Here is a 25722-nt window from a genome sequence, read left to right as displayed (position 1 = left end):
GCTGGCAGGTGAGACCATGAGCTTTGACCCGCACTCCTTCCGGAATTTTGCCGATGTACTGTCCTTCCATGCCGAGGAGCGCCCCGATGCGGCGGTAATCCGTCATATCGTGCAGGACAACGAGTCGCCCGACATCACCACCTACGGCGTTCTGCATCGACAGGCCCGGGCGCTGGCGGGCTACCTTCAATCCCACCTGGGGCCGGTCGCGGGTGAGCGTTGTTTGCTGATGCTGCCCAGCGGGCCCGACTTTGCGGCGGCGTTTTTTAGTTGCTTCCAGGCTGGCGCGATCGCCGTACCTGCATTCCCGCCGGAAAATAACCGTCAGGCCTACCTGGACCGGCTGGCGGGGATCATTCGTGATGCCAAGCCCAAAGCAGTATTTGGGCTGGTGGCGGACCTGGATCGCTACCAGCAGCAGCTCCAGTCACTACTACCAAAAGAGGGCCAGTTGATTGCGGTAGATCGGGTGCCCCTGGACTATCGGGAGGCATTGCAGCCCCACCGCATCGATCAGAACGACCTGGCTTTCCTGCAATACACCTCCGGCTCGACCTCGGCTCCCAAAGGGGTGATGGTCTCTCACGCCAATCTGATGGCCAATGAGCGCGCCATGGCCAAGGGGTTCGGCGCGAGCCAAGACGATGTCTGGGTCAACTGGCTGCCGCTGTTCCACGATATGGGACTGATGGCCGGTCTGCTGTTGCCAATCCTGCACGGCCACAGCGTGAACCTGATGACACCGAAGTTCTTCCTGGCGCGACCGGCGCGGTGGCTGGAGGCGATCAGCCAGAACCGGGGCACCTTCTCTGGCGGCCCGGATTTCGCCTACCGCCTGTGCGCCGAGCGCATCCGTGATGAGGACATCGAGACGCTGGATCTGTCCCATTGGCGGATGGCGTTCACCGGCTCGGAGCCGATTCGTCCGCAAACGCTCGCACGGTTTGCCGAGCGCTTCGCTCCGGCTGGATTCCGGGAGCGGGCCTTGGCGCCGAGCTACGGCCTGGCCGAAGCGACCCTGTTTGTCTGCTCCCACGCCTTCAACGGCGAACTGCGGGAATACCGCTTCGATCACGAGCAGATGGCTGCCGGCCCCGCACTGGAAGCGGCGAAGAGTAGCAAACTGGTGGGCTGCGGCTGGGCGGACGAGGATCACGCCATTCGTGTGGTCGACACCCAGGATGGCCGCGTGCTCGGCGCGGGCGAAGTGGGCGAAATCTGGGTCGCGGGGCCGAGCGTGGCTCAGGGCTACTGGCAGAACCCGGAAGCGTCGGCGGCCACGTTTGTCGAGGCCGACGGCCAGCGTTGGGTGCGCACAGGCGACCTGGGGATTGCATGCGGCAACGATCTGTTTATCGCCGGCCGACAGAAGGACATGATCATCCTCAACGGTCAGAACCTCTATCCGCAGGACATCGAGAGCGTCCTTGAGCGGGAGGTGGAACTGTTGCGCCAGGGTCGGGTCGCTGCGTTCGCGACCGAGAAGGATGGCGTAGAAGGCATTGGGCTGGCGCTGGAGATCAGCCGAAGCGTTCGCAAGATGATCAAGCCGCGGAAGATCTGCGAGACCATCGCGGAAACGCTTACCGAAACCCTGCAAGTCGCGCCGCAGCTGATCCTTCTGCTGGAGCCCGGCACTTTACCCCGCACCACCAGCGGCAAACTGCAACGTTCCGCCTGCCGGGTTGGCTGGCAGCGCAAGCAGTTGGCCGTCTTTGCCGCCTGGCAACAGGGGCGAATGCTGGAGAATGACGACGAGCAGGAAGCGGGCGCAGCTGACGACTTGCTTCCGGAGGTGGTCGCTGCCTGGCAGGACATCCTCGAGCAGGACACGCTGGATGGCGAGTCCCATTTCTTCTCGCTGGGTGGCGATTCAGTAGCGCTGGTGCAAGTCGTGTCCCGGTTGAGCACGGAGCTGGGCATCGATCTCGACCCCGGCGCCTTGTTCGAAGGCCCCCGCCTGGCGGCGTTCTCTGAGTGGGTCGCGCAGCAGAAGCAGGCAGGCTCGGGGCGTGGCGCTATCCAGCCGCGTCCGGCCGATGCTGCGCCATTGCAGTCCTATGCCCAGCAGCGCCTATGGTTCCTCGACAAGCTCGAAGGCCGTTCGACAGCCTATCACCTGGCCGGTGAATGGCAGTTCAAAGGCGAACTTGATCGGGCTGCACTGCAACGCAGTCTCGATAAGCTGGCGGCCCGGCACGAGAATTTGCGCACAGTGTTTGCCGAAGATGCCGAGCAGCGTGCGATCCAGTGGGTTCTGGCCCCCCAGCCGGTTCCGCTTCATGTCCATAGCCTGATGGCCGCCGACGACCCCGAAGCCGCGCTGGCCGCGCTCAATCGCTTGCTGGTCGGTCAGGCCATGAACCTCGAAACCGGGCCGCTCTGGCAGGTGCACCTGGCCCAGGTTGGCGAGGACGACCACCGGCTCCTGCTGATCATCCATCACATTATCGCCGACGGCTGGTCGGCCCAGATCCTGGTGAAGGAGTTTGCCGAACTCTATGCGGCGCAGGTTGAGGACAGGGAAGCCAGCTTGTCCGCACTGCCGGTTCAATACACCGATTTCGCCTACTGGCAGCGCGAGAGGCTGGCCTCCGGCGAAGGCGAGCGCCAGCTCAATTGGTGGAAACAGCACCTGGGGGACGATCAGCCGGTGCTGGAACTGCCGGCAGACCGACCTCGGCCTAAGGTGCAAAGCCATCGCGGCGCGCGTGTCGGCTTCCAGTTCCCGGCTGAGCTGAGCGACCGGCTGCGGGCATTGGCCCGGGAGCAGTGCGTCACCCTGTTCATGCTGATGCTGGCACTCTACAAGACCCAGCTCTACCGCTATTCCGGTCAGCGCGATATTCGGGTCGGTGTGCCGGTGGCCGGGCGCGGGCGGCCAGAGACGGAGGGGCTGGTCGGCCTGTTCGTCAACACCCTGGTGATGCGCAGCCAACCCAGCGCCAGCATGCGTTTCACCGAATTCCTGGAAACCGTGAAGCTCACCACCCAGGGCGCGCAGGCGCATGCGGACCTGCCGTTCGAACAGCTGGTGGACGCGCTGCAGCCGGAGCGTAACCTTCGACACAACCCGCTGTGCCAGGTGAAGTTCACCCAGCAATTCTCGTTGCCGGAAAACATCGAATTGCCGGGCCTGAATCTCACCATGCGTCAGCGTGAAGACGACACCGCGCATTTCGACCTGGGCTTCGATATTACCGATCGGCCGCACGGCATCGAAGGCGTGCTGACCTACGCGTGCGACCTGTTCGACGAGGCCCGGGTTTGTGGCTTTGCCGAGGACCTGGTCAACCTCGCCGGGCAAATTACATCAAATCCCGCGTGCGCTTTAGGTGAGCTCGAGTTACTGGCCGTGCCCTCGGCTCTGGAAGGTCCACAGGTGATCTTTCCTGTGAAGGACTTGGTGTCGCTCTGGAACGGTCACATCGATGCCAGCGCCCAGCGCCAGGCGTTGCACTACGAGGATCAGGCCTACGACTACGCCTGGCTTGAAGCCGAATCCAACCGGCTCGCCCGCGCGCTGAAAAAACGGGGCGTCACCGCGGATGCGTCAGTCGGCCTCTGCCTGGACCGTTCCCCCGAGTTTGTTGTCAGCGGGTTGGCGGTGTTGAAAGTGGGCGGCGCGTTCGTACCGCTCGATCCAAAATGGCCCGAAGATCGGCAGGCATTCGTGTTGCGTGACTGTGGAGCGCAGTGGCTGCTGGGACACGAGAGCGTATCTGGTTTTGAAGGCACCGTGATCGACTTCTCTCCGGGTGCGGAGTGGCGCACCGAGCCCGACGCCCGGCTCGACTCTGTTACCGATCCGGCCCAGGCGGCCTACATAATCTACACCTCTGGCACCAGCGGCACACCCAAGGGAGTGGTAATCAGCCACGGTGCCATCGCGAATTACGTTCAAGGTGTATTACGCACGATCAAACCGTCCGAGAGCGCCAGCATGGCGATGGTGTCCACGGTTGCGGCGGATCTGGGGCACACGACCTTGTTTGGCGCCCTGTGCAGTGGCCGCACGCTCCATCTTCTGAGCGCCGACCGAGTGATGGATGCCGAAGCGTTCGCCAGCTACATGGCGGAGCATCGGGTCGACATCCTCAAGATTGTCCCGACTCATCTGAGCGGCCTGTTGCAGGCAGCCGACCCGGCCCGTGTTCTGCCACGGGAAGCGCTGATCCTGGGCGGCGAAGCCTTGCCAACGACGTTGGTTCGACAGGTTCGTGAATTGCGTCCCGATTGCCGGGTGTTCAACCATTACGGCCCGTCCGAATCTACCGTGGGCGTGCTGACCACGGAGGCGGGCGACGCGTCCGGTATCACCGTGCCGTTGGGCGCACCGCTGCCCAATATTCGGGCCCAGGTGCTGAACGAAGAGCGTCTGCCGTTGCCTCAAGGGGCTACCGGCGAACTCTACCTCGGCGGCGCCGGTTTGGCCCGCGGCTACCTGGGACAGCCGGAACAAACCGCTGCGGCCTTTATCGCCGATCCACTTCGGCCTGGCGAGCGGCTCTATGCGACCGGCGATTGCGTCAAGTTGTTGGCCGACGGTCGATTCGATTTCCTCGGCCGCAAAGATGACCAGGTAAAAATCCGTGGTTACCGGGTCTCTCTCGGCGAGATCGCCCAGTGCATCCGCGGATTCGACGGCGTCAGCGATGCGCACGTGCAGTTAGACGAAAACGGACAGATCCTGGCCTATCCGCTGGCATCGGCGCTGGATATTCAGGCGCTGCGCGCTGCCCTGGAAATGCAGCTGCCGGACTATATGATCCCGGCCCATATCCTGCCTGTGACAGAATTCCCCCTGACCGCAAACGGCAAGCTCGACCGTAAGGCCCTGCCACAACCGGAGCGTCAGGGTGAGGACTTCGCCGCACCGCTCGAAGGCGTGGAAACCATCCTGGCCGAACTCTGGCAGGCGCTGCTGCACGTGGAACGGGTTGGCCGCCACGATAACTTTTTCAGCCTCGGCGGCGATTCGATCATCAGCCTCCAGGTGATCGCGCGGGCGCGTAAGCAGGGCGTAAAGCTCACGCCCAAGCAGCTGTTCGAGAAGCAGACCATCGCCGAACTGGCGCAAGTCGCCGAGGTCCAGCAGGCCGCTGGAACCGAACCCAAAGCTAACACCGAAGCCGCTGAGGCGTTCGCACTGACACCGGTCCAGCAGCGTTTCTTCACACAAGCGATCGACAACCGCAACCAGTGGAACCAGGCGGTCCGCTTGAGTGTCCGCACCCCGCTCGAAGCCGGGCCGTTGCGCCAGGCACTGGCTGCGGTGGCCCAGGCCCATCCGGCCTTGCGGCTGCGTTTTGATGCCGATAAACGCACACAGACCTATGTCGGTGAAGAAACAGCCGACCTGCTCTGGACCGTGGAAGCCGGGGATGAGTCGGCGTTGCTGGCCACCTTCAACGATGCGCAGCGCAGTCTCGATCTGACCGGTGGGCCGCTAATGCGCTGTGTGTTGGCCACAAGGCCAGGTGATCGGCAGACGCTGATGCTGGCCGCCCATCACCTGGCGGTGGATGGCGTGTCCTGGCGCGTGCTGCTGGAAGACCTGCAAGTGGCCTACGAACAGGCGGCCGCCAGCAAGCCGATCACGCTTGAAGGGGAAGCCGCTCCGCTTCACGACTGGACGAACTACCTGCACCAGACGTTGGCGGATGGGCGACTGGACGACGAGCTGGGCTATTGGCAGGCGTTTTCCGGCGAAGATGCAGCGCTACCTTGCGACTACCCCGAAGGCAGCTCGCGCGTCGCTGACGGCGAGCGACTGCGTATGTCCCTGGATGCGGACCAGACCCGGCGCTTGCTCAATGACGCGCCCGCCGCCTTTCGAACGCAGATCAATGACCTCCTGCTGACCGCGCTGGCCCAGGCGCTGGGCCAGTGGACCGGGCGGGTGCGCAACGTGATCACCCTCGAAGGTCATGGGCGGAACACCCTCGGTGACGGCCCGGACGTCAGCCGCACTGTGGGCTGGTTCACCACGCTTTTTCCGGTGGCCCTTGAGACTGCCGACGACGCGATTGCCACGCTCAAGCACACCAAGGAAATGCTGCGCCAGGTGCCTGGCGAGGGGCTCGGCTACGGTGTGCTAAAGGAACTGGGCGGCGCCCAGCTGCCGGAATTGACCGGCGCCGGGCTCACCTTCAACTACCTGGGTCGGTTTGATGCGGATGCGGACACGCCGTTCGTGCTCAAAGACGGACCGGTAGGCGACATGCGTCACGTCTCCGGACCCTTGGCCAATGCGCTGGTGGTCGACGGCCAGGTCCGCAACGGCCAGTTGCAGTTGGACTGGACCTACAGCCGGGCCCGATTCAGCAAAACCCGGGTGGCCAGGCTGGTTGAACTCTACCACGATGCGCTCGCAGCGCTGATAGACCAGTGCGTGACTCATGCTGGCGGTCTGACTCCCGCCGATGTGCCGCTGGCCGATCTGGATCAGTCGCAACTGGACGCCCTGGAAAATCCCGCCAATATCGAGGATATCCTGCCCCTGGCGCCGATGCAGGAAGGCATCCTGCTGCACAGCCTGTTGGAGCAGGGCAGCGGCATCTATCTCATGCAGGACCAGTATGACGTGCGCAGCGAGGTGGATTTCGACGCCTTCAAGGCAGCCTGGTACGCCGTGGTCCAGCGCCATCCGATGCTCAGGACCGCCTTCCATGGGCTGGATGGCGGTACCCAGCACCAGATCGTCTATCGTGATGTGCCGTCGCCCGCACAACTGATCGACCTCAGCCATCTTGACCGGACGAGTGCCGAAGCGGAACTGGACGATCTGCTGGTTCGGGAGCGCCGTGAAGGATTCGATTTCTCCCGGCCGCCACTGCTGCGCCTGCGCCTTGTGCGCTTCGGCGACGCGGACTACCGCATTGTCCAGAGTCACCACCACGCCTTGATCGACGCCTGGTGCCGGGGGCTCATGCTGGCGGAATTCTTCGACAACTACCGTACCCTGGTCGCGGGTCGCCAGCCGGTGGTGACGCCGGCCCGTCCCTATCGCGACTTTATCGCCTGGCTGCACCGCCAGGACGCGGAACAGGCCCGCGGCTTCTGGCGCGGCAACCTGAGCGGCTTTACCGACATCACGCCGCTGCCGTACCAGCATACCGCCGCGGGTGAGTCTTCGATCCAGGCTGTTTCTCTAGCACTAACGGCTGATGAGACGGCACAACTGGGTGAGCGGGCCCGAAGCGAGAAGCTGACGGTCAACACCTTTATGCAGGCGGCCTGGGCGCTGTTGCTGATGCGCCACAGCGGGCTCGACGACGTCCTGTTTGGTGTCACGGTGGCCGGCCGCCCGGCGGAGTTGGAGGGCATTGAGGACACCCTGGGCCTGTTCATCAACACCCTGCCTTTACGCATCCACGCTGAAAATCCGGCGCAGTCCGGTTTGGACTTCCTGCACGCCTTACAGTCGGCCAATGCCGCCATGCGCCAGCACGAGCACCTTTCCCTGGCAGAGGTGCAGAACCTGGCGGATACACCTCGCGGTGACGCACTGTTCGATAGCCTGTTCGTGTTCGAGAACGTGCCTATGGGACCAGAGGTCCAGCAAGCGGCCGAGGCATACGGCATCAAGCCTCGGGCCAACCGGACCCACACCAATTATCCTCTGACGGTGGTGATCCTGCCGGGGGAGACCTATCAGGTGCAGTTCAGCTATGACCAGCGCTTTTTCCGGGGGCGGGACATGCAACGGCTGTTGGCGCAATACCATCAGGTTCTGCGTCAGTTGATGGATGCGCCGGAGCAGCCGTTGTCGCGCATCGAGCTGGTATCCGACGACGAGCGTGGCGAGTTGTTCAAGCTGGGCCGGGGCCCTCTCGAGCCAGACTGGACGAGCCTGAGCTGGCTCGAACGCTTTGAAGCCTGGGCGCTGGCCGATCCGGGAAGGGAAGTGGCTCGCTGCCAGGGCGAATGTCTCAGCTACACGAACCTGAACCGGCGCGCCAATCGCATCGGCCACGGTCTGATAGAAGCCGGTGTGCAGCCGGATCAGGTGGTGGCGATCTACTCGCCGCGCAATCTGGACTTGCTGACGATGATCGTCGGCGCCTTCAAGGCGGGCGGGGCCTACCTGGCCTTGGATGAGCGCCACCCGCCGGCACGCAGCGGCCGCATGCTGCAGAGCAGTCAGGCACCGGTGCTTGTGACGCCGCGGACCTGTCTGGATCAGGTCGAGGCCATACTGGCTGAAACCGAAGCCAATCCGCAGGTCATTACGCTCGAGACATTGCTGGCGGTCGACAGCGACCGTAATCCGGGCCTCTATCCGAGCATGGATCAGTTGGCCTACGTGATCTACACCTCCGGCTCCACGGGCGAGCCTAAGGGCGTGATGGTCAACCAGCAGGGCATGCTCAACAACCAGTTGTCCAAGGTGCCGTACCTGGAACTGGGTGAGGGGGATGTGATCGCCCAGACCGCCGCCACCGGGTTCGACATCTCCGTCTGGCAGTTCCTGACTGCGCCGCTGTTCGGCGGACGTCTAGAAATCATCCCCGACGAGATCACCCACGATCCCCAGCGACTGGTGCAAACCGTGGCCGAAAGCGGCGTCACCTTACTGGAGAGCGTGCCGGCGGTGATCGAGGGTATCCTCGCGGTGCCGGAACATCGTCTCAACCTGCGCTGGCTGCTGCCCACCGGGGAAGCGCTCGGCCGCGAGCTGGCTCATCGCTGGTTCGAACGTTATCCGCGTATTCCTTTGGTCAATGCCTATGGTCCTGCTGAATGCGCCGACGATGTGGCGCTGCATACGCTGATCGGGGTTGCGGATACGCGCGCGGCGATTCCGATCGGCAAGCCCACGGATAACAACCGCCTGTATGTGCTCGATAGCTATCTGGATCCGGCACCGCGTGGCGTGACGGGTGAACTCTATATCGGCGGTACCGGTGTCGGCCGGGGCTATGCCGGCAAACCTGGGCTCACGGCGGAGCGCTTCGTGCCCGATCCCTTCGGCCATCCCGGTGAGCGCCTGTACCGCACCGGTGACCTGGCGCGCTGGAACGAGAACGACGTGCTGGAGTATGCCGGCCGCGCGGACTTCCAGGTGAAGATTCGCGGCCAGCGCATCGAGCTCGGCGAGATCGAATCCTGTCTGCTGGCCTTTAACGGCATCCGGCAAGCGGTCGTTGCGGCGCAGGATACGCCGCATGGTCCCCAATTGGTCGCCTATCTGGTGCCGGAAGATGGTCTCCACCTGGAAACCGAAAGCCTGCGGGATCGCCTGGCCAACGAGCTGCCGGCGGTCATGGTGCCGACCCACCTGATGGTGCTCGACCGGCTGCCGTTGAACGTCAACGGCAAGCTGGACCGCAAGGCACTTCCGCAGCCGGAACTGGAGGCGCGTCGCTACGAGGCCCCAGAGGGCGAGCTGGAACAAACCCTGGCCGACCTCTGGAAAGACCTGCTGCAGGTCGAGCGGGTGGGCCGCCACGACCACTTCTTCGAGCTGGGCGGCCACTCCCTGCTGGCCACACGTCTGTTGTCCCGCATCCGCGAACGCCTAAACGTCAATGTACCCCTCGCAGAAGCCTTCGAGGCGACCACAGTGGCCAGCATGGCAGAGGTGATCGAACGCGTACGCGGTCAAAGCCTGGACCAGGATCGTCTGGACAACCTCGATGCATTGATGAGCGAACTTGAGGAGATCGAATAATGCAGGACAATGCGATGGCCCTGTCACGCCGCTTCCTGGGGCTGAGCGCCGACAAGCGTCGGGTCTTCCTGCGCAAACTGCAGGCGCAGGGGCTGACGCTGTCAGCCCTGCCGATTCCCTCGGGTGTGGCAGGGGAGGTCAGCCCCGCCTCTTTCGCCCAGCAACGGTTGTGGTTCATCGATCAACTGGAACCCGGCAACCCGGCTTACCACCTGCCTGGCGCCATCCGCCTCACCGGTACGCTTGACCACGCCGCCTTGCGCTCGGCCTTCGATACCCTGGCCCGTCGCCATGAGAGCCTGCGTACGACGTTTCGGGCGAATGATGATGGCGAGCCGCAGCAGATCATCAATCCGGTAGCCCCGGTGGAATTCCTGCAGTTGAGCGCTGATAGCGAAGCCGCGTTCCAGGCCCGCGCAACTGAGGTGGCGCGACAGTCGTTTGACCTGGCCAAGGGGCCGCTCTGGCGGGTGGTTCTGGTGCGGATGGCGGACGACGATCATCGCCTGGTGCTGTGCCTGCATCACATCATCGCCGACGGCTGGTCGATCCAGGTCATGCTGATGGAGTTTGCCCAATGCTATCGTGCAGCCCTGGCTGGTGACGTGTCCGACCTGCCGCCATTGCCGCTGCAATATGCCGATGTCGCCTTGTGGCAGCGCCGGGCCCTGGAAGCGGGTGCCGGGGAAGCCGACCTTGAATACTGGACGCAGCAACTGGGCGACGAGCCGCCGGTACTCGAATTACCCACAGACCGACCCCGGCCGGCGCAGCAGTCGTTCCGGGGTGGGCGGTACCACTTTGCCCTGGGTGACGGGCTGTCTGAATCCCTGAATACCCTGGCCCTTAGCCAGGGAACCACGTTCTTCACCGTCATGCTCGCGGCCTACAAAGTGCTGCTGCATCGTCTGAGTGGTCAATCCGACCTGAGTGTGGGCGTGCCCATAGCCGGCCGCGAACGGACCGAACTGGAAGGGCTGATCGGTTTCTTCGTCAACACCCAGATCCTGCGCAGTGCCCTGGACGGTAGCGAAGCGTTTACGGTAGTGCTTGCCCGCGAGCGCGCCGTAGCGCAGCAGGCACAGGCGCATCAGGCCCTGCCGTTCGAACATCTGGTCGACCACCTGCAACCCGAGCGCAGCCTGAGTCATAACCCGCTGTTCCAGGTGCTCTACAACCACCAGCAGCGTGACGGCGAGCGTTTCGAACTGGTCCCTGGTCTGACCGCGGAATTGCTGCCGCAGGATACCGGGGCTGCCCAATTCGACCTGGCGTTGCATACCTGGGCTTTTCCGGGCGGCCGGGTCGGCGGTAACTGGAACTACGCCACGGATCTCTATGACGAAGCGTCCGTAGCCCATCTTCACCAGCGATTCGAGCGCTTGTTGCAGCAAATCGTGGACGCGCCGGACGCGGCTATCGGCGATTATGATCTATTGGATGCCTATGACCGCATGCGTTTGGTGGACTGGAATGCCACGGATGAGGATTTCGGTCAGCCGCAGCCGGCGCATCGTCTATTCGAGCATCAGGCCGAAACGCACCCGGATCGCGAAGCCCTGGTCTTCGGCGACCAGCGCCTGAGCTATGCCGAACTGGACCAAGCCGCCAACCAACTGGCGCATGCCTTGATCGGGCAGGGCGTGGACGGCAACAGTCTGGTCGGCGTGGCCGCCGAGCGTTCGATAGCGATGGTGGTCGCGCTCTACGCCATCCAGAAGGCGGGCGCTGCCTATGTGCCTATCGATCCGGATTACCCCGAAGCCCGTCAGCAGCAGGTGTTGGCGGATGCCGGTGTCGATCTGTTGCTGACTCATGATGCAGTGATCGACCGGTTGCCTGAGTTGAGTGGTTTGGCGGTACTAAATTTGGACCAACTCGATCTGGCCGAACAGCCCACGACTGCGCCGACTGTTAAGATCCATCCGGAGCAGCGGGCTTACGTCATCTACACCTCCGGCTCTACCGGTAAGCCGAAGGGCGTGGCGAATACCCATGCGGCGTTGTACAACCGGTTGCAGTGGATGCAGGCGGCTTACGAATTGGGCGAGGGCGATACGGTCCTGCAGAAGACGCCCTACAGCTTTGATGTCTCCGTCTGGGAATTTTTCTGGCCGTTTATGGTGGGCGCACGTTTGGTGGTAGCTCAACCGGGTGATCACAAAGACCCGACCAAACTCGTTGACCTGATCCAGCGCGAAGCGGTCACCACGCTGCACTTCGTACCCTCTATGCTGTCCGCCTTCCTGATGCAGGACGACCTCACCGGCTGCGAGAGTCTGCGCCGGATCGTCTGCAGCGGTGAAGCGCTCCCCAAGGACCTGCAGGACGAAGCAATCCGCCGTCTGCCGCAAGCCCATCTGTACAACCTCTATGGCCCCACCGAAGCGGCCATCGACGTGACCCACTGGACCTGTGGCCAGGATGAGCGCACCACCGTCCCGATTGGTCAACCCATCGCCAACCTGCAGATCCATATCCTCGACGAGCGTCTGAATCCACAACCCGTCGGTGTGCCGGGGGAACTCTATATCGGCGGCGCGGGCTTGGCCCAGGGCTACCATGGCCGGCCGGACCTGACGGCGGAGCGCTTCGTGCCCAGTCCGTTTGCCACAGGTGAACGGCTCTACCGCAGCGGCGACCTGGCACGGTGGTGTGTCGACGGCACGCTAGAATACCTGGGTCGGCTGGATCACCAGATCAAGCTGCGAGGACTGCGGATCGAACTGGGCGAAATCGAAGCCGCCCTGCGCGAGGCGGCGCGGGTGACCGACGCGGTGGTGATCGCCCGTAACGAGCAACTGGTCGGCTATGTACTGGGCACCGGCATCGACCACGACGCCATTAAAGCTGAACTCAAGCGCCACCTGCCGGACTACATGGTGCCGGCGAACATCGTGGCCCTGGACCACTTCCCGCTGTCGGCCAACGGCAAGCTGGACCGCAAGGCCCTGCCAGATCCGGAGATCGACACGGCCGCATACGCCGCTCCGCAGGGCGAGATGGAACAGGCTCTGGCCGCATTGTGGCAAGAGGTGCTGGGCGTTGAAAAGGTAGGTCGCGACGCCAATTTCTTCGCTCTGGGCGGTGATTCGATCCTCAGCCTGCGCATTATTGCGAAGGCCAAAACCCGCGGTGTCGCGCTCACGCCACGGGACCTGTTCGAGCGCCAGACCGTCGCCGAACTGGCGCAAGTTGCCCAAGCCATCGAAACCAAAACGGTTCACGTCATCGACCTCGACCGTGCCTTCCCGCTCTCGCCAATCCAGCAATGGTTCTTTGATCAGGCAATGCCGCATCCTTCGCACTGGAACCAGTCGCTGCTGCTGAAGCCGCAAACGCCGTTGCAGCCGGACGCAATGGCGAGGGCACTGAACGCACTGCTCAATCATCATGATGCGCTGCGCCTGTCCTTTAATCTGGATGGCGAAAATAGGCTGCAGCGTTATCGCCCCGATGTTTCCGAGCATGCTGTGCTTTGGGTACGGAACAGCGATGAAGCGGGTTTGGAGGCCGTTTGCAACGAGGCCCAGGCGAGCCTCGATATTGCCGACGGTCCGCTGCTCCGTGCAGTACTGATCCGATTGGGCAACGGTGAAGAGCGACTGCTGTTGGCGATCCATCACCTGGCTGTTGACGGCGTGTCCTGGCGAATGCTGCTGGACGATTTGATGCGCGCCTACCAACAGGCCTCGGACGGTGAAACACCCGAACTGGGCGACAAATCCACTGGGTTCCAGACCTGGGCCGACAAGCTTAATGACGAACGCTTTGATGGCGAGCAAAGCTACTGGTCCGCCATTCCGCAACCTCAGCCCCTACCGGGGACGCACACTGACGGCGCAAACACCGTCGCGCATCGGTCCGAGCAGCGGTTCCAACTCGACAGCGAGCGCACCCGGCAATTGCTGGAGCAGTCGCCGGCGGCGTTCCGCACCCAGATCAACGACCTGTTACTGACCGCACTGGGCCAGGCATTGCGTCAGTGGACCGGTCAGTCCTCACCGGTCATTGCCCTTGAAGGTCATGGCCGCGAAGACCTTTTCGACGGCGTCGATCTATCCCGGACGGTGGGCTGGTTTACGAGCCTTTATCCGGTCCAGCTGCCGTGTGGCGACGATCTGGTTTCCAATCTCAAAGCCACCAAGGAAGCGCTGCGCGCTGTACCCCACGGTGGGATTGGTTATGGCGTATTGCGCTATCTTAAAGACGCACGGGACTTGCCTGATCTATCTCCTGCGGTCCTCTTCAATTATCTCGGTCAGGTCGGCGGCGAGGCTGATGCAGGCATGACCCTGGCCAGCGAATCGCCTGGCATCACACGTGCCCCGAATGCCCCGCTAGGTTTCGAACTGTCGCTGGATGGACAGGTGCGGGATGGCCAGCTGGAGTTGGTCTGCAGCTATAGCGCCGAGCGCCATGCGTCTGACGCCATTGAAACGTTGATGGCCTATTTCCAGGACGCCCTGGATGCAATGCTCGCAGTGTGCCGGGAGCAATCGGGACTGACGCCATCCGATGTTCCCCTGGTCGCGCTTGATCAGACTGCATTGGATGTGCTTCCCCTCGAACCGGGAGCCATCGACGACATCCTGCCGCTGACGCCTATGCAGCAGGGGCTTTTGTTCCATAGCGAGTTAGGCGGTTCGACGGATCTCTATGTCAATCAGGTGTCGGTCACGATCGACGACCTGCCGCTGGATGCCTTTAAGCAGGCCTGGACGGATGCGGTGAGCCGTCATCCCATCCTGCGGGCCGCCTTCATTCACGCGCCGGGCACCCAGGTGCCGCTGCAAGTTATCCATCGCTCAGCAACGTTGGCGATCCGGGAGCTGGATGGACGGGATGATGCTTCGGTGGATCTGGACGCCCTTTGCGAACAGGAAAAGGCCACGCCGTTCGATCTTGCCCAGCCGCCGTTGATGCGGCTGGTGCTGGTGCGGCTGGACGAGCGGCGTTGGCATATGGTGTGGACGCTGCATCACATCCTGCTCGACGGTTGGAGCAGTGCCGCGCTAATAAGCGAAGTCATGGCGCAGACGCTGGGCGACCGGCCGCAGACAGCGGCCCGGTATCGCGATTACTTCCAGTGGCTGGCTGGCCGGGATACGGCGCGGACTGAGTCCTTCTGGCGTCGTCAGTTGGAGACGGTCAGCGAGCCCACCCGTTTGGTGCCCTTGTTGGCCGACGCCGGCAAGACAGGCGAAGGCGATGCCAGCGGCGAGATCGTCATGGCGCTGGATCACCAGCGTTTGGGAGACTTTGCCCGAGAGCAGCAGGTTACGCTGAATACACTGATCCAGGCCTCTTGGACATTGCTGCTGCAGCGCTACACCGGTCAGCGCCAAGTGGCTTTCGGCGCCACCGTTGCCGGCCGTCCGGCGGACGTGCCGGGGATGGACCGGCAGCTGGGGCTGTTCATCAATACGCTGCCCGTGGTGCAGGCGCCCGCACCCGAGCAACGGGTCGGCGACTGGCTGGCTGAACTGCAGGCCCACAATCTGTCCCTGCGCGAGCACGAACATACGCCGCTCTATCAGATCCAGCAACTGGCGGGGCAGGCCGGCCGGGAATTATTCGATACCTTGCTGGTGTTCGAGAACTTCCCTGTAGATGAAGCGCTTCGAGGTAACGACGCTGAAGAAAGCAACGGAAGCCGTCTGCGTTTCAGTGACCTGCAGATCAGCGAACGGACGCATTATCCACTTAGTCTTGCGGTCGAGGCCGGCCTGGTGCTGCATCTTCATTACCAGAAATCGCAGGTTTCGGACTGCCGAGCACAGGCGCTCTCCGAGCATTTGCAGCAGTTGCTGACCGCTATGGTCCAGCATGCGCAGCAATCCATCGGCGATCTGCCGTTATTGACTGACGCCGAGCAGAAAGTCTGGGATAGCTGGAACCGGCCCGACCATTCGCCGGTTGATCCACGCCCCATCTGCGCCCTGATCGCCGACCAGGCGGTGGAACGCCCGGAAGCCATCGCGGTGGTGCACGGCGAGAATCGCCTGACCTTCGCAGACTTTGATGCCCGCGCCAACCGCCTGGCCCACTGGCTGATCGGGCAGGGCATTGGCGCAGAGAGCCGCGTTGGTGTGGCCCTGGAACGGGGTGTCGACATGCTGGTGGCGCTCTATGCGGTTCACAAGACCGGCGCCGCCTACGTGCCGCTGGATCCGGACTATCCCGCCGAGCGGGTGCGCTACATGCTGGAGGATTCCGGCGCCGCCCTGCTGCTGACCCATGACGCTGCCCTGGATCGGCTGCCGGTGGTGGACGATGTCGAGACGGTGAACCTGGATCACCTGAAGGTCGATGATCAGCCGTCGACCGTGCCGAATGCCTTTATCCACCCGGAACAGCTGGCCTACCTGATCTACACTTCCGGCTCCACTGGTAAACCCAAAGGCGTGGCCGTACCCCACGGCGCGATGTCCATGCACTGCCAGACCATTGGCGAGCGTTATGGCCTGACACCGGAGGACCGGGAACTGCACTTCCTCTCCATCAGCTTTGATGGTGCCCACGAGCGCTGGCTGACGGCGCTCAGTCACGGGTCCCGCATCGTATTGCGGGACCAGGCCCTGTGGAGTGTGCAGGAAACCTACGACTGCCTGATCGAGGAAGGCATCACCGTCGCCGCCTTCCCGCCCAGCTACCTGCGCCAGTTGGCCGAATGGGCGGAACTCAAGGGCCAGCCACCGGGCGTGCGTATCTACTGCTTCGCCGGCGAAGCCTTCAGCCGTCAGATGATGCACCACGCCATCGAACACCTGAAACCGGACTGGGTGATCAACGGCTATGGCCCGACCGAAACCGTGGTGACCCCCACGCTCTGGCGGGTCCCGGCAGAGACCGCAGACTTCGACAGCCCCTATGCGCCCATCGGCGATCTGGTGGGCGACCGCCAGGGCTATGTGCTCGACGGCGACCTCAACCTGTTGCCCCCGAATGTGGCGGGGGAACTCTACCTGGGTGGCGCCCTGGCTCGCGGTTATCTGGACCGTCCGGGAACCACCGCCGAGCGCTTCGTACCCAATCCGTTCCGTTCGGGCGAGCGGCTCTACCGCACCGGCGACCGGGTGAAGCTGAACCCGGACGGTCAGTTGGAATACCTGGGCCGGATGGACCAGCAGGTGAAGCTGCGGGGCTTCCGGATCGAGATCGGGGAAGTGGAAGCGGCCTTGAAAGCCTGTGCGGGGGTGAAAGATACCCTGGCCGTCGTCAAGGACACGCCGGCCGGCCAGCGCCTGGTGGGTTACGTGTCCGGTGAGGAACTGGATGAGCACGCCATCAAGGCCCGGCTCAAGGAACAGTTGCCGGAGTATATGGTGCCATCCCATATCGTGACGCTGGCGCGGCTGCCGCAACTGCCCAATGGGAAGCTGGATCGCAATGCGTTACCTGAACCGGCGGTGGGGCAAACCGATTACGAGGCCCCGGCAACGGCCAGCGAGCATCGCCTTGCCGCCATCTGGCAGGACTTGCTGCATCGCGAAAGGATCGGTCGCTACGATCATTTCTTCGAGTTGGGTGGCCACTCGCTGCTGGCCACGCAACTGGTGTCTCGCATCCGTCATGAGCAAGGTGTCGAGCTGCCGCTAAAGGCGATCTTTGAAGCGCCCCAATTGGCCGACCTTGCGACATGGCTGGATGATCTGGACGGTCAAGCCGATCGTCATGGCATTTGTCGCTTGGGATTGGAACAGGCCCCGCAGTCCTTCGCGCAGCAACGTCTCTGGTTCCTGGACCAGTTGGAGCCGGCATCGACGGCCTACAACCTGCCGGGTGCACTGCGGTTGACCGGTGACCTCGACGAGCAGGCGCTCAAGCAGGCCTTCGATGGGCTGATGGCCCGTCATGAAGTGCTTCGCACCCGGCTTCTGGCACCTAGCGACGGCGCTGATGTTCCGCGTCAGATCGTCGACCCGCCGAAGCCGGTCACCCTCGAACGCGTGGATCTGCGCAAGTCTGCCGATAGCGAGGCCGCTTTCCGCGCCCATGCCCTTGAGTTCATGGCAAGGCCCTTCCGCTTGGCGGACGAGCCCTTGTGGCGGGTTGGCCTGGTGATGCTGGGTGATCGTGAATGGCGCTTGCTGCTTTGCATGCATCACGGCATTTCTGATGGCTGGTCCGTGTCAGTCCTGCTGAGGGACTTTGCGGCGCTCTATCAGGCTGCGTGCCAAGGGCATGCGCCAGGGCTGGACCCGTTGCCCATCCAGTATGCGGACTTTGCGGTCTGGCAGCGGGAATGGCTGGCCGGCGGTGAGGGCGAGCGCCAGTTGGATTATTGGCGACGGCAACTGGGGGATGACCATCCAGTGCTGGAATTGCCCATGGACCGCCCGCGCCCGGCGCGGCAGAGTTTCCGGGGAACCCGGCATCCTTTTACTTTCGACAGCCCCTTGGCCGAACAGCTGCGCGAGCTTGCTGCAGCTCATGACGCAACCCCTTTTATGGTATTGCTTGCCGCGTACAGCGTGCTGTTGCATCGGCTGAGCGGTCAGGATGATGTGCGGGTCGGCGTACCAGTGGCGGGTCGTAACCGTCAGGAAACCGAGGATCTGATCGGCTTCTTCGTCAATACCCAGGTGCTGCGTTGCCAGGCGGAACCGACGATGACCTTTAAACAGGTGCTCGATGCAGTCCGCAATACGGCCATTGATGCCCAGGCCCATCAGGACCTGCCGTTTGAGCAACTGGTCGAAGCGCTTCAGCCGGAACGGAGTCTCAGCCACAACCCGCTGTTCCAGGTCGCTTACGACCATCAGCGTCGTGACCATACCGGCCTCGCCGACTTGCCGGGGCTGGATGTGGACATGCTGGAGCTCAATGACGGCAATACCCAGTTCGATCTGGCGCTGAATACCGTCGAAGACGCCGATGGCGAGCTGTCCGGCAACTGGAATTACGCCACGGACTTGTTCGATGCCGCCACTATTGAGCATCTGCATGAGCGGTTCGAGCAATTGCTGGCACAAATCGTCATGGCGCCTGAGCAGGTTATTGGCGATTACGACTTGCTGGATGCCGACGACCGCACACAGTTGGCTGACTGGAATACCACCGCCGTGGACTACGGCTCGCCGCAGTCGATACACCGGTTGTTCGAACACCAGGCCGAAACGCATCCGGACCGCGAAGCCCTGGTCTTCGGCGACCAGCGCCTGAGCTATGCCGAACTGGACCAGGCGGCCAACCGCCTGGCGCATGCCTTGATCGGTCACGGCGTTGGCAGCAACGGCCTGGTCGGTGTTGCGTTCGAGCGCTCGATTGAGATGGTGGTTGCGCTCTATGCTATCCAGAAAGCGGGCGCCGCCTATGTGCCTATCGATCCCGATCATCCTGAAGCCCGTCAGCAGCAAGTACTGGCGGATGCCGGTGTCGAATTGCTACTGACTCACAATCCGGTGATTGGTCGATTGCCTGAATTGGGCGATTTAGCGGTGCTGAATCTGGACCAGCTCGATCTGTCTGGTCAGCCAATTTCCGCGCCAACTGTTGAGATCCATCCCGAACAGCGGGCCTACGTCATCTACACCTCCGGCTCTACCGGTAAGCCGAAGGGCGTGGCCAATACCCATGCGGCGCTGTACAACCGGTTGCAGTGGATGCAGGCGGCCTACGCCTTGGGCGAAGATGATGTCGTGCTGCAGAAGACCCCCTACAGCTTCGATGTGTCGGTCTGGGAATTCTTCTGGCCGTTGATGGTGGGCGCACGCTTGGTGGTGGCTCAACCGGGTGATCACAAAGACCCGACCAAACTCGTCGACCTGATCCAGCGTGAAGCGGTCACCGCGCTGCACTTCGTACCCTCGATGCTGTCCGCCTTCCTGATGCAGGACGAGCTCACCGGCTGTGAAAGCTTGCGCCGGATCGTCTGCAGCGGCGAAGCCCTGCCCAAGGACCTGCAGGACGAAGCGCTGCGTCGCTTGCCGCAAGCCAAGCTCTACAATCTGTACGGCCCCACCGAGGCGGCCATCGACGTCACCCACTGGACCTGTGGCACGGACGAGCGCACCACCGTCCCGATCGGTCGACCCATTGCCAACCTGCAAATCCATATCCTGGATGAACGGCTGAACCCGCAACCCATCGGCGTGCCGGGCGAGCTCTTTATCGGTGGTGCCGGGCTCGCGCAGGGCTACCACGGCCGACCGGACCTGACGGCGGAGCGCTTCGTGCCCAATCCGTTTGCCAGAGGTGAACGCCTCTACCGCAGCGGCGACCTGGCGAGGTGGTGTGTTGATGGCACCCTGGAATACCTGGGGCGGCTGGATCACCAGATCAAGCTGCGTGGACTGCGGATCGAACTGGGCGAGATCGAAGCCGCCCTGCGCGACGCGGCGCAGGTGACCGACGCGGTGGTGATCGCCCGCAACGAGCAACTGGTCGGCTATGTACTGGGCACTGACATCGACCAAGACGCCGTCAAAGCCGAACTCAGGCGGCGCCTGCCGGACTACATGGTGCCGGCGCACATCGTGGCCCTGGACCGCTTCCCACTGTCGGCCAATGGCAAGCTGGATCGTAAGGCCCTGCCAGATCCGGAGATCGACACGGCCGCATACGCCGCTCCGCAGGGCGAGATGGAACAGGCTCTGGCCGCATTGTGGCAAGAGGTGTTAGGCGTCGAGCGGGTAGGGCGGAACGATAACTTCTTCAGCCTTGGCGGGCATTCACTGCTGGGCGTAAATCTGGTTCATCGCATCCAGAAAACCCTGAATCGCACGCTGCCGCTAAGTGCGCTGTTTGAATCAGCATCCCTGGCCGAACTGGCGTCTACATTGGCGACTGAACCTGAAAACCAGACAACAGCTTTGCAGCCCTACAACCGGGGACAGCTTGCCCCGCAATCCTTCGCCCAGCAGCGCCTGTGGTTCCTGGCGCAACTGGAGCCCGAGAGCAGCGCCTATCATCTGCCGGGTGGCCTGCACATGCAGGGGAATTTGGACGAGCATGCGCTGATGGCGGCGTTCGAGCAGCTCGCGCAGCGCCATGAATCCTTGCGCACCTGCTTCCGCCACGGCGATGACGGCGTTCCCCAGCAGTGGGTGCTGGCCGCCTCAGCGGTGCGGATAGAGCGCCACGACTTGAGCGATGATGACGAGGCTGAGAGCGCTTTTGACGCGCTGTTCCGCGAATTCAGCCGCCGTCCCTTCGATCTGGAAAACGCGCCGCCCTGGCGTGTGGCGTTGGTGCAGATGAATGCATCCAACTGGCGGCTGTTGCTGTGCATGCACCACATCATCTCCGATGGCTGGTCGATGCAATTGCTACTGGAAGAACTGGTCGGGTTCTATCGCCTTGCCTCGCTGGATGAACCTAATCCGTTGGAACCCTTGCCGGTCCAGTACGCGGATTATGCCCTTTGGCAGCGGGAACACCTGACCGGCGCAGAACTGGATCGTCAGCTGGCGTGGTGGGAAGGGCAACTGGGCGAAGATCACCCCACTCTGGACCTGCCGACCGATCGGCCACGGCCGGCCCAACGGGATGGGCGCGGCGCGCGCCATGCCTTTACCCTGCCGCCAGTGCTGGTCGAGCAGTTGCGCAAAGCGTCCAGCGAACAGCAGGCGTCGCTATTTATGGTGATTCTGGCGGGGTTAGAGGCCTTGTTGTATCGCCTGAGCGGCCAGCGTGACCTGAGGGTAGGCATCCCGGTATTTGGCCGCCATCAGCCAGGTACCGAAGGGCTGATTGGGTTCTTCGTCAACACCTTGGTGTTGCGTGCCGAGATCGAGCCCGGTGATCGGGTGAGCGACCTGATCGCCCAGGTACGCGAACGCATGCACGGTGCCCAGGCCCATGCGGATCTGCCGTTCGAACGGCTGGTGGAAGCCCTGCAGCCCGAGCGCAGCCTGAGCCATAACCCGTTGTTCCAGGTGAGTTACAACCATCAGGTTTTCGACGAGCAGCCCTTGTTGACGATGGATGCACTGAGCTGTGAACCACTGGCTTGCCCTGCGGAGAACGCGCATTTCGATCTGGTGCTCGGCACCCAAGAATATTCGGATGGCCGGATCGAAGGCTACCTGGATTTCGCCACGGATATCTTCGATGCTGCCACGGTGGAGCGCATGGCTGAGCAGTTGCAGGCGATGTTGGATGTGATCAGTCGCGAGCCTGATTCGCACCTGGGCGAACTGCCCTTGCTCACCCCGGACGAGGAGGCGGTTTGGGCACGTTGGAACCGGCCCGAGCATTCACCGATCGATCCACGGCCCATCTGCGCCCTGATCGCCGACCAGGCGGTTGAACGCCCCGAGGCCATCGCGGTGGTGCACGGCGAGAATCGCCTGACCTTCGCAGACTTCGATGCCCGCGCCAACCGCCTGGCCCACTGGCTGATCGGGCAAGGCATTGGCGCGGAAAGCCGGGTTGGCGTAGCCCTGGAGCGGGGCGTTGAGATGCTGGTGGCGCTCTATGCGGTCCATAAGACCGGCGCGGCTTATGTGCCGCTGGATCCGGACTATCCCGCCGAGCGGGTACGGTACATGCTGGAGGACTCCGGCGCCGCCCTGCTGCTCACCCACGACGCTGCGCTGGATCGACTGCCTGCGGTGGGTGGCGTGGAAACGGTCAACCTGGATCACCTGAATCTTGATGATCAGCCCTCGACCGTGCCGGATGCCTTTATCCACCCCGAACAGCTGGCCTACCTGATCTACACCTCCGGCTCCACCGGCAAGCCCAAGGGTGTGGCGGTGCCCCATGGCGCGATGTCCATGCACTGCCAGACCATTGGCGAACGCTATGGTTTGACGCCGGACGACCGGGAACTGCACTTCCTCTCCATCAGCTTCGATGGCGCCCACGAACGCTGGCTCACGGCACTCAGTCACGGCGCCCGCATCGTATTGCGGGACCAGGCGCTGTGGAGCGTGCAGCAAACCTACGACTGCCTGATCGAGGAGGGCATCACCGTCGCCGCCTTCCCACCCAGCTACCTGCGCCAGTTGGCGGAATGGGCGGAGCTTAAGGGCCAACCGCCGGGCGTACGCATCTACTGCTTCGCTGGCGAAGCCTTCAGCCGTCAGATGATGCATCACGCCATCGAACACCTGAAACCGGACTGGGTGATCAACGGCTATGGCCCGACCGAAACCGTAGTGACCCCCACGCTATGGCGGGTCCCGGCAGAGACCGCGGACTTCGACAGCCCTTACGCACCCATTGGGGATCTGGTCGGTGATCGTCAGGGCTACGTACTCGACAGCGACCTCAACCTGTTGCCCCCGAATGTAGCGGGGGAACTCTACCTGGGCGGCGCCCTGGCGCGTGGTTACCTGGATCGACCGGGAACCACCGCCGAGCGCTTCGTGCCGAACCCCTTCAGTCCGGGCGAGCGACTCTACCGCACCGGTGACCGGGTGAAGCTGAACCCGGACGGCCAACTGGAATACCTCGGACGGATGGATCAGCAGGTAAAGCTGCGGGGCTTCCGGATCGAGATCGGGGAAGTGGAAGCGGCCCTGAAAGCTTGTCCGGGGGTGAAAGACACCCTGGCCGTCGTCAAGGACACACCCGCCGGCCAGCGACTGGTGGGTTATGTCTCGGGCGAGGAACTGGACGAACACAGCATCAAGGCCCGGCTCAAGGACCAGTTGCCGGAGTATATGGTGCCATCCCATATCGTGACGCTTGAGCGGCTGCCGCAACTGCCCAACGGCAAACTGGACCGCCACGCTTTGCCGGAGCCCGCGAGTACAACACGCCAGCGCGAAACGCCCAAAGGAGAACGCGAAACCCTGCTGGCCGAGCTGTGGCGGAACGTACTTGGCGTGGACGAGGTCAACCGCGGCGATAGCTTCTTCGAACTCGGGGGCGATTCGATCCAGTCGCTGGGGTTGATCACCCGTCTGCGACAGTCTGGCTGGCAATTGACGCCGAAGACGGTATTTCTCAAGCCTATATTGTCTGAGATGGCGGCTGCGCTGGCGCTCGTGGCAGAAGAGGTTGGCGGTGCTATCGAAAAAGCGCACGGCACATTGCCGCTGACGCCGATCCAGGCGCATTTTTTCGAGCAGCCCATGCGCGATCCTTCGCATTGGAACCAGTCGCTGCTGTTGGAGGTGAAGCGGCCTCTGGAAGAGGGGCATTTGCGTCGGGCAGTGGAGGCGTTGATTGCGCATCACGACAGTCTGCGACTGGGTTTCCGGCGAGTTGATGGCAACTGGCAGTCGTTCTATCGCGAGCAGGAATCGGCTGCGAGACTGCTCCAGGTGATCACGTTGGAAAGCTCCAAGGAGGTGACTGTGGCGTGCGATGCCATACAGCGCGGTTTCGACCTGGAGCAGGGACCCCTGGCCGGCCTGTTGCTGGTCAATCTGCCCAACAACGAGCAGCGTCTGCTGTTGAGCTTCCATCACCTGATCGTCGATGGCGTGTCCTGGCGCATTCTGCTGGAAGATCTCACCCGAGCCTACCAGCGGGTCGAATCCGGTTTAACGTCGGACTTGGGGCCCGCTAGCGCCAGCTATCAGCAGTGGGCGCACCATCTGGCCGATGCTTCGGACTCAGGCCAGTGGGATTCTGAGCTGGATTACTGGGCCCGCTTGGGCGAGGGCGCCGAAGCTTGGCCAGTCGATAATCCGGATGGCCGGAATGCCACTATCGACGCCACCCACTGTGAGTGGCGCCTCCCGGCCGGTCAGACGCGCCGCCTGCTAAGGGAAACCCTGGCGGCTCGTAATGTCGGTATCGACGATTTGCTATTGGCTGCCCTGGCCGAAGGGCTGCGGGCCTGGGGCGGCCTGAGGGAACCGCTGATTGCCGTCGAGGGTCATGGCCGCGAGCCGCTGGATGAGACGCTGGACCTCAGTCGCACGCTGGGCTGGTTTACGAGTCTCTATCCGTTGCGCGTCCATTCCGCTGGTGATCTCGAAACAACCCTTGATGCCATTCGCACCATACGTGCCGAGGTCCCTGGAAAAGGGGTTGGCTTCGGGGCCCTGCGCTATCTCGCCATGCCCGAAGTGCGTTCACGCATTGGGGAAGTACCGGAGCCCTTGCTTGCCTTCAACTATCTGGGGCAATTCGACCAGGACCTGGCCGACGGCCGCTTTCAGGCGGCTGAGGAATCGCCGGGCGATCTGGTCGATCCCTGGACGCCGCTGGCTCGTGAGCTTGAAATCAACGGCCAGGTGCAGGACGGCCAACTCACCCTGAATTGCCGCTTCAGCAGTCAGCGTTATCGGTCGCGAACGGTCCAGCGACTGCTGGATCACGTCGGCATGGCGCTCGAACGCCTGATCGAGCAGACCGATGTCCGGCACGCTCCCTCCGCGTCGCGCCCGAAGCCGGCGATGCCTATGGATGGCAGCCAGCTCAATTCGTTGCTGCGACTGGGTGGTTCTCGTGCTGCGAATCCGACGCTGTTCTGTCCGCATCCCGTCAGCGGCACCGTCGTGGGTTACTACCCGCTTGCGGGCCGCTTGGCGGCGGACTGGAATGTGTGGGGGCTACAGAACCGCCAGATCCTCGATGGCCGCTGGCGAGATGTCTCCCTTGCGGCGATGGCGCGGGACTATGTTCGCGCGCTTCTGGAGAAACAAGGCAGCGGTCCCTATTACCTGCTTGGCTGGTCCATGGGTGGTGCTTTGGCGCTGGAGATGGCGACGCTGCTTGAGCGGCTGGGCAAGCACGTCGCGTTCGTCGGCCTGATCGATGGATACGTTCCCGGGGCGGGGCAGGCAAGGGCTGATGTGGAGGATTCGCCCTCGCCGGAAGGTGTCAGCGAGGATCAGTGGCAACAACTACTGGCTCTGGAGCGCCACATGCGTCAACTGGCGCGCAACCACCGCGACATTCGTCCGCTTAGAGCGCCGGTCCACGCCTGGTGGGCGTCGCAATCACCGGAAAACAACGCGAATGCGGAAGCTTTGCTGGAGGCGGCCATCGAGCGTCCGCTGGCGTCCTCTGCATGGCTAGATGCGGATCACCTGAGCATCGTGCGGGATCAGACCTTTATCGATCAGTTGGAGGAGGTTTTGCATCTACTGGCGGTACGTTCGACACCGTTGGATGAGCTCCAGGGTGCGGAGTGA

At 63.0% G+C, this 25722-nt stretch carries 2 protein-coding genes; both read left to right on the top strand.

From position 1 onward, the window contains the following. Positions 1 to 16 precede the first annotated feature (16 nt). Positions 17 to 9676: a non-ribosomal peptide synthetase gene (locus RE428_RS17715; RefSeq protein ID WP_004583273.1), complete on the top strand. Its 9660-nt coding sequence runs from the start codon at positions 17 to 19 to the stop codon at positions 9674 to 9676. Continuing rightward, positions 9676 to 25722 (top strand): non-ribosomal peptide synthase/polyketide synthase, encoded by a 16047-nt coding sequence (locus tag RE428_RS17710; RefSeq protein WP_004583272.1) that lies wholly within the window; start codon positions 9676 to 9678, stop codon positions 25720 to 25722. The genes RE428_RS17715 and RE428_RS17710 overlap by 1 nt, the downstream gene beginning before the upstream one ends.

Source organism: Marinobacter nanhaiticus D15-8W, assembly GCF_036511935.1.
Classification (GTDB): Bacteria; Pseudomonadota; Gammaproteobacteria; order Pseudomonadales; family Oleiphilaceae; genus Marinobacter_A; species Marinobacter_A nanhaiticus.
This window is presented reverse-complemented; position numbering and strand designations above follow the sequence as displayed.

Bases quoted from the DNA above. Each gene is read 5' to 3' on its own strand.
- RE428_RS17710 (WP_004583272.1), top strand. From the start codon at position 9,676: ATGCAGGACAATGCGATGGCCCTGTCACGCCGCTTCCTGGGGCTGAGC.
- RE428_RS17715 (WP_004583273.1), top strand. From the start codon at position 17: ATGAGCTTTGACCCGCACTCCTTCCGGAATTTTGCCGATGTACTGTCC.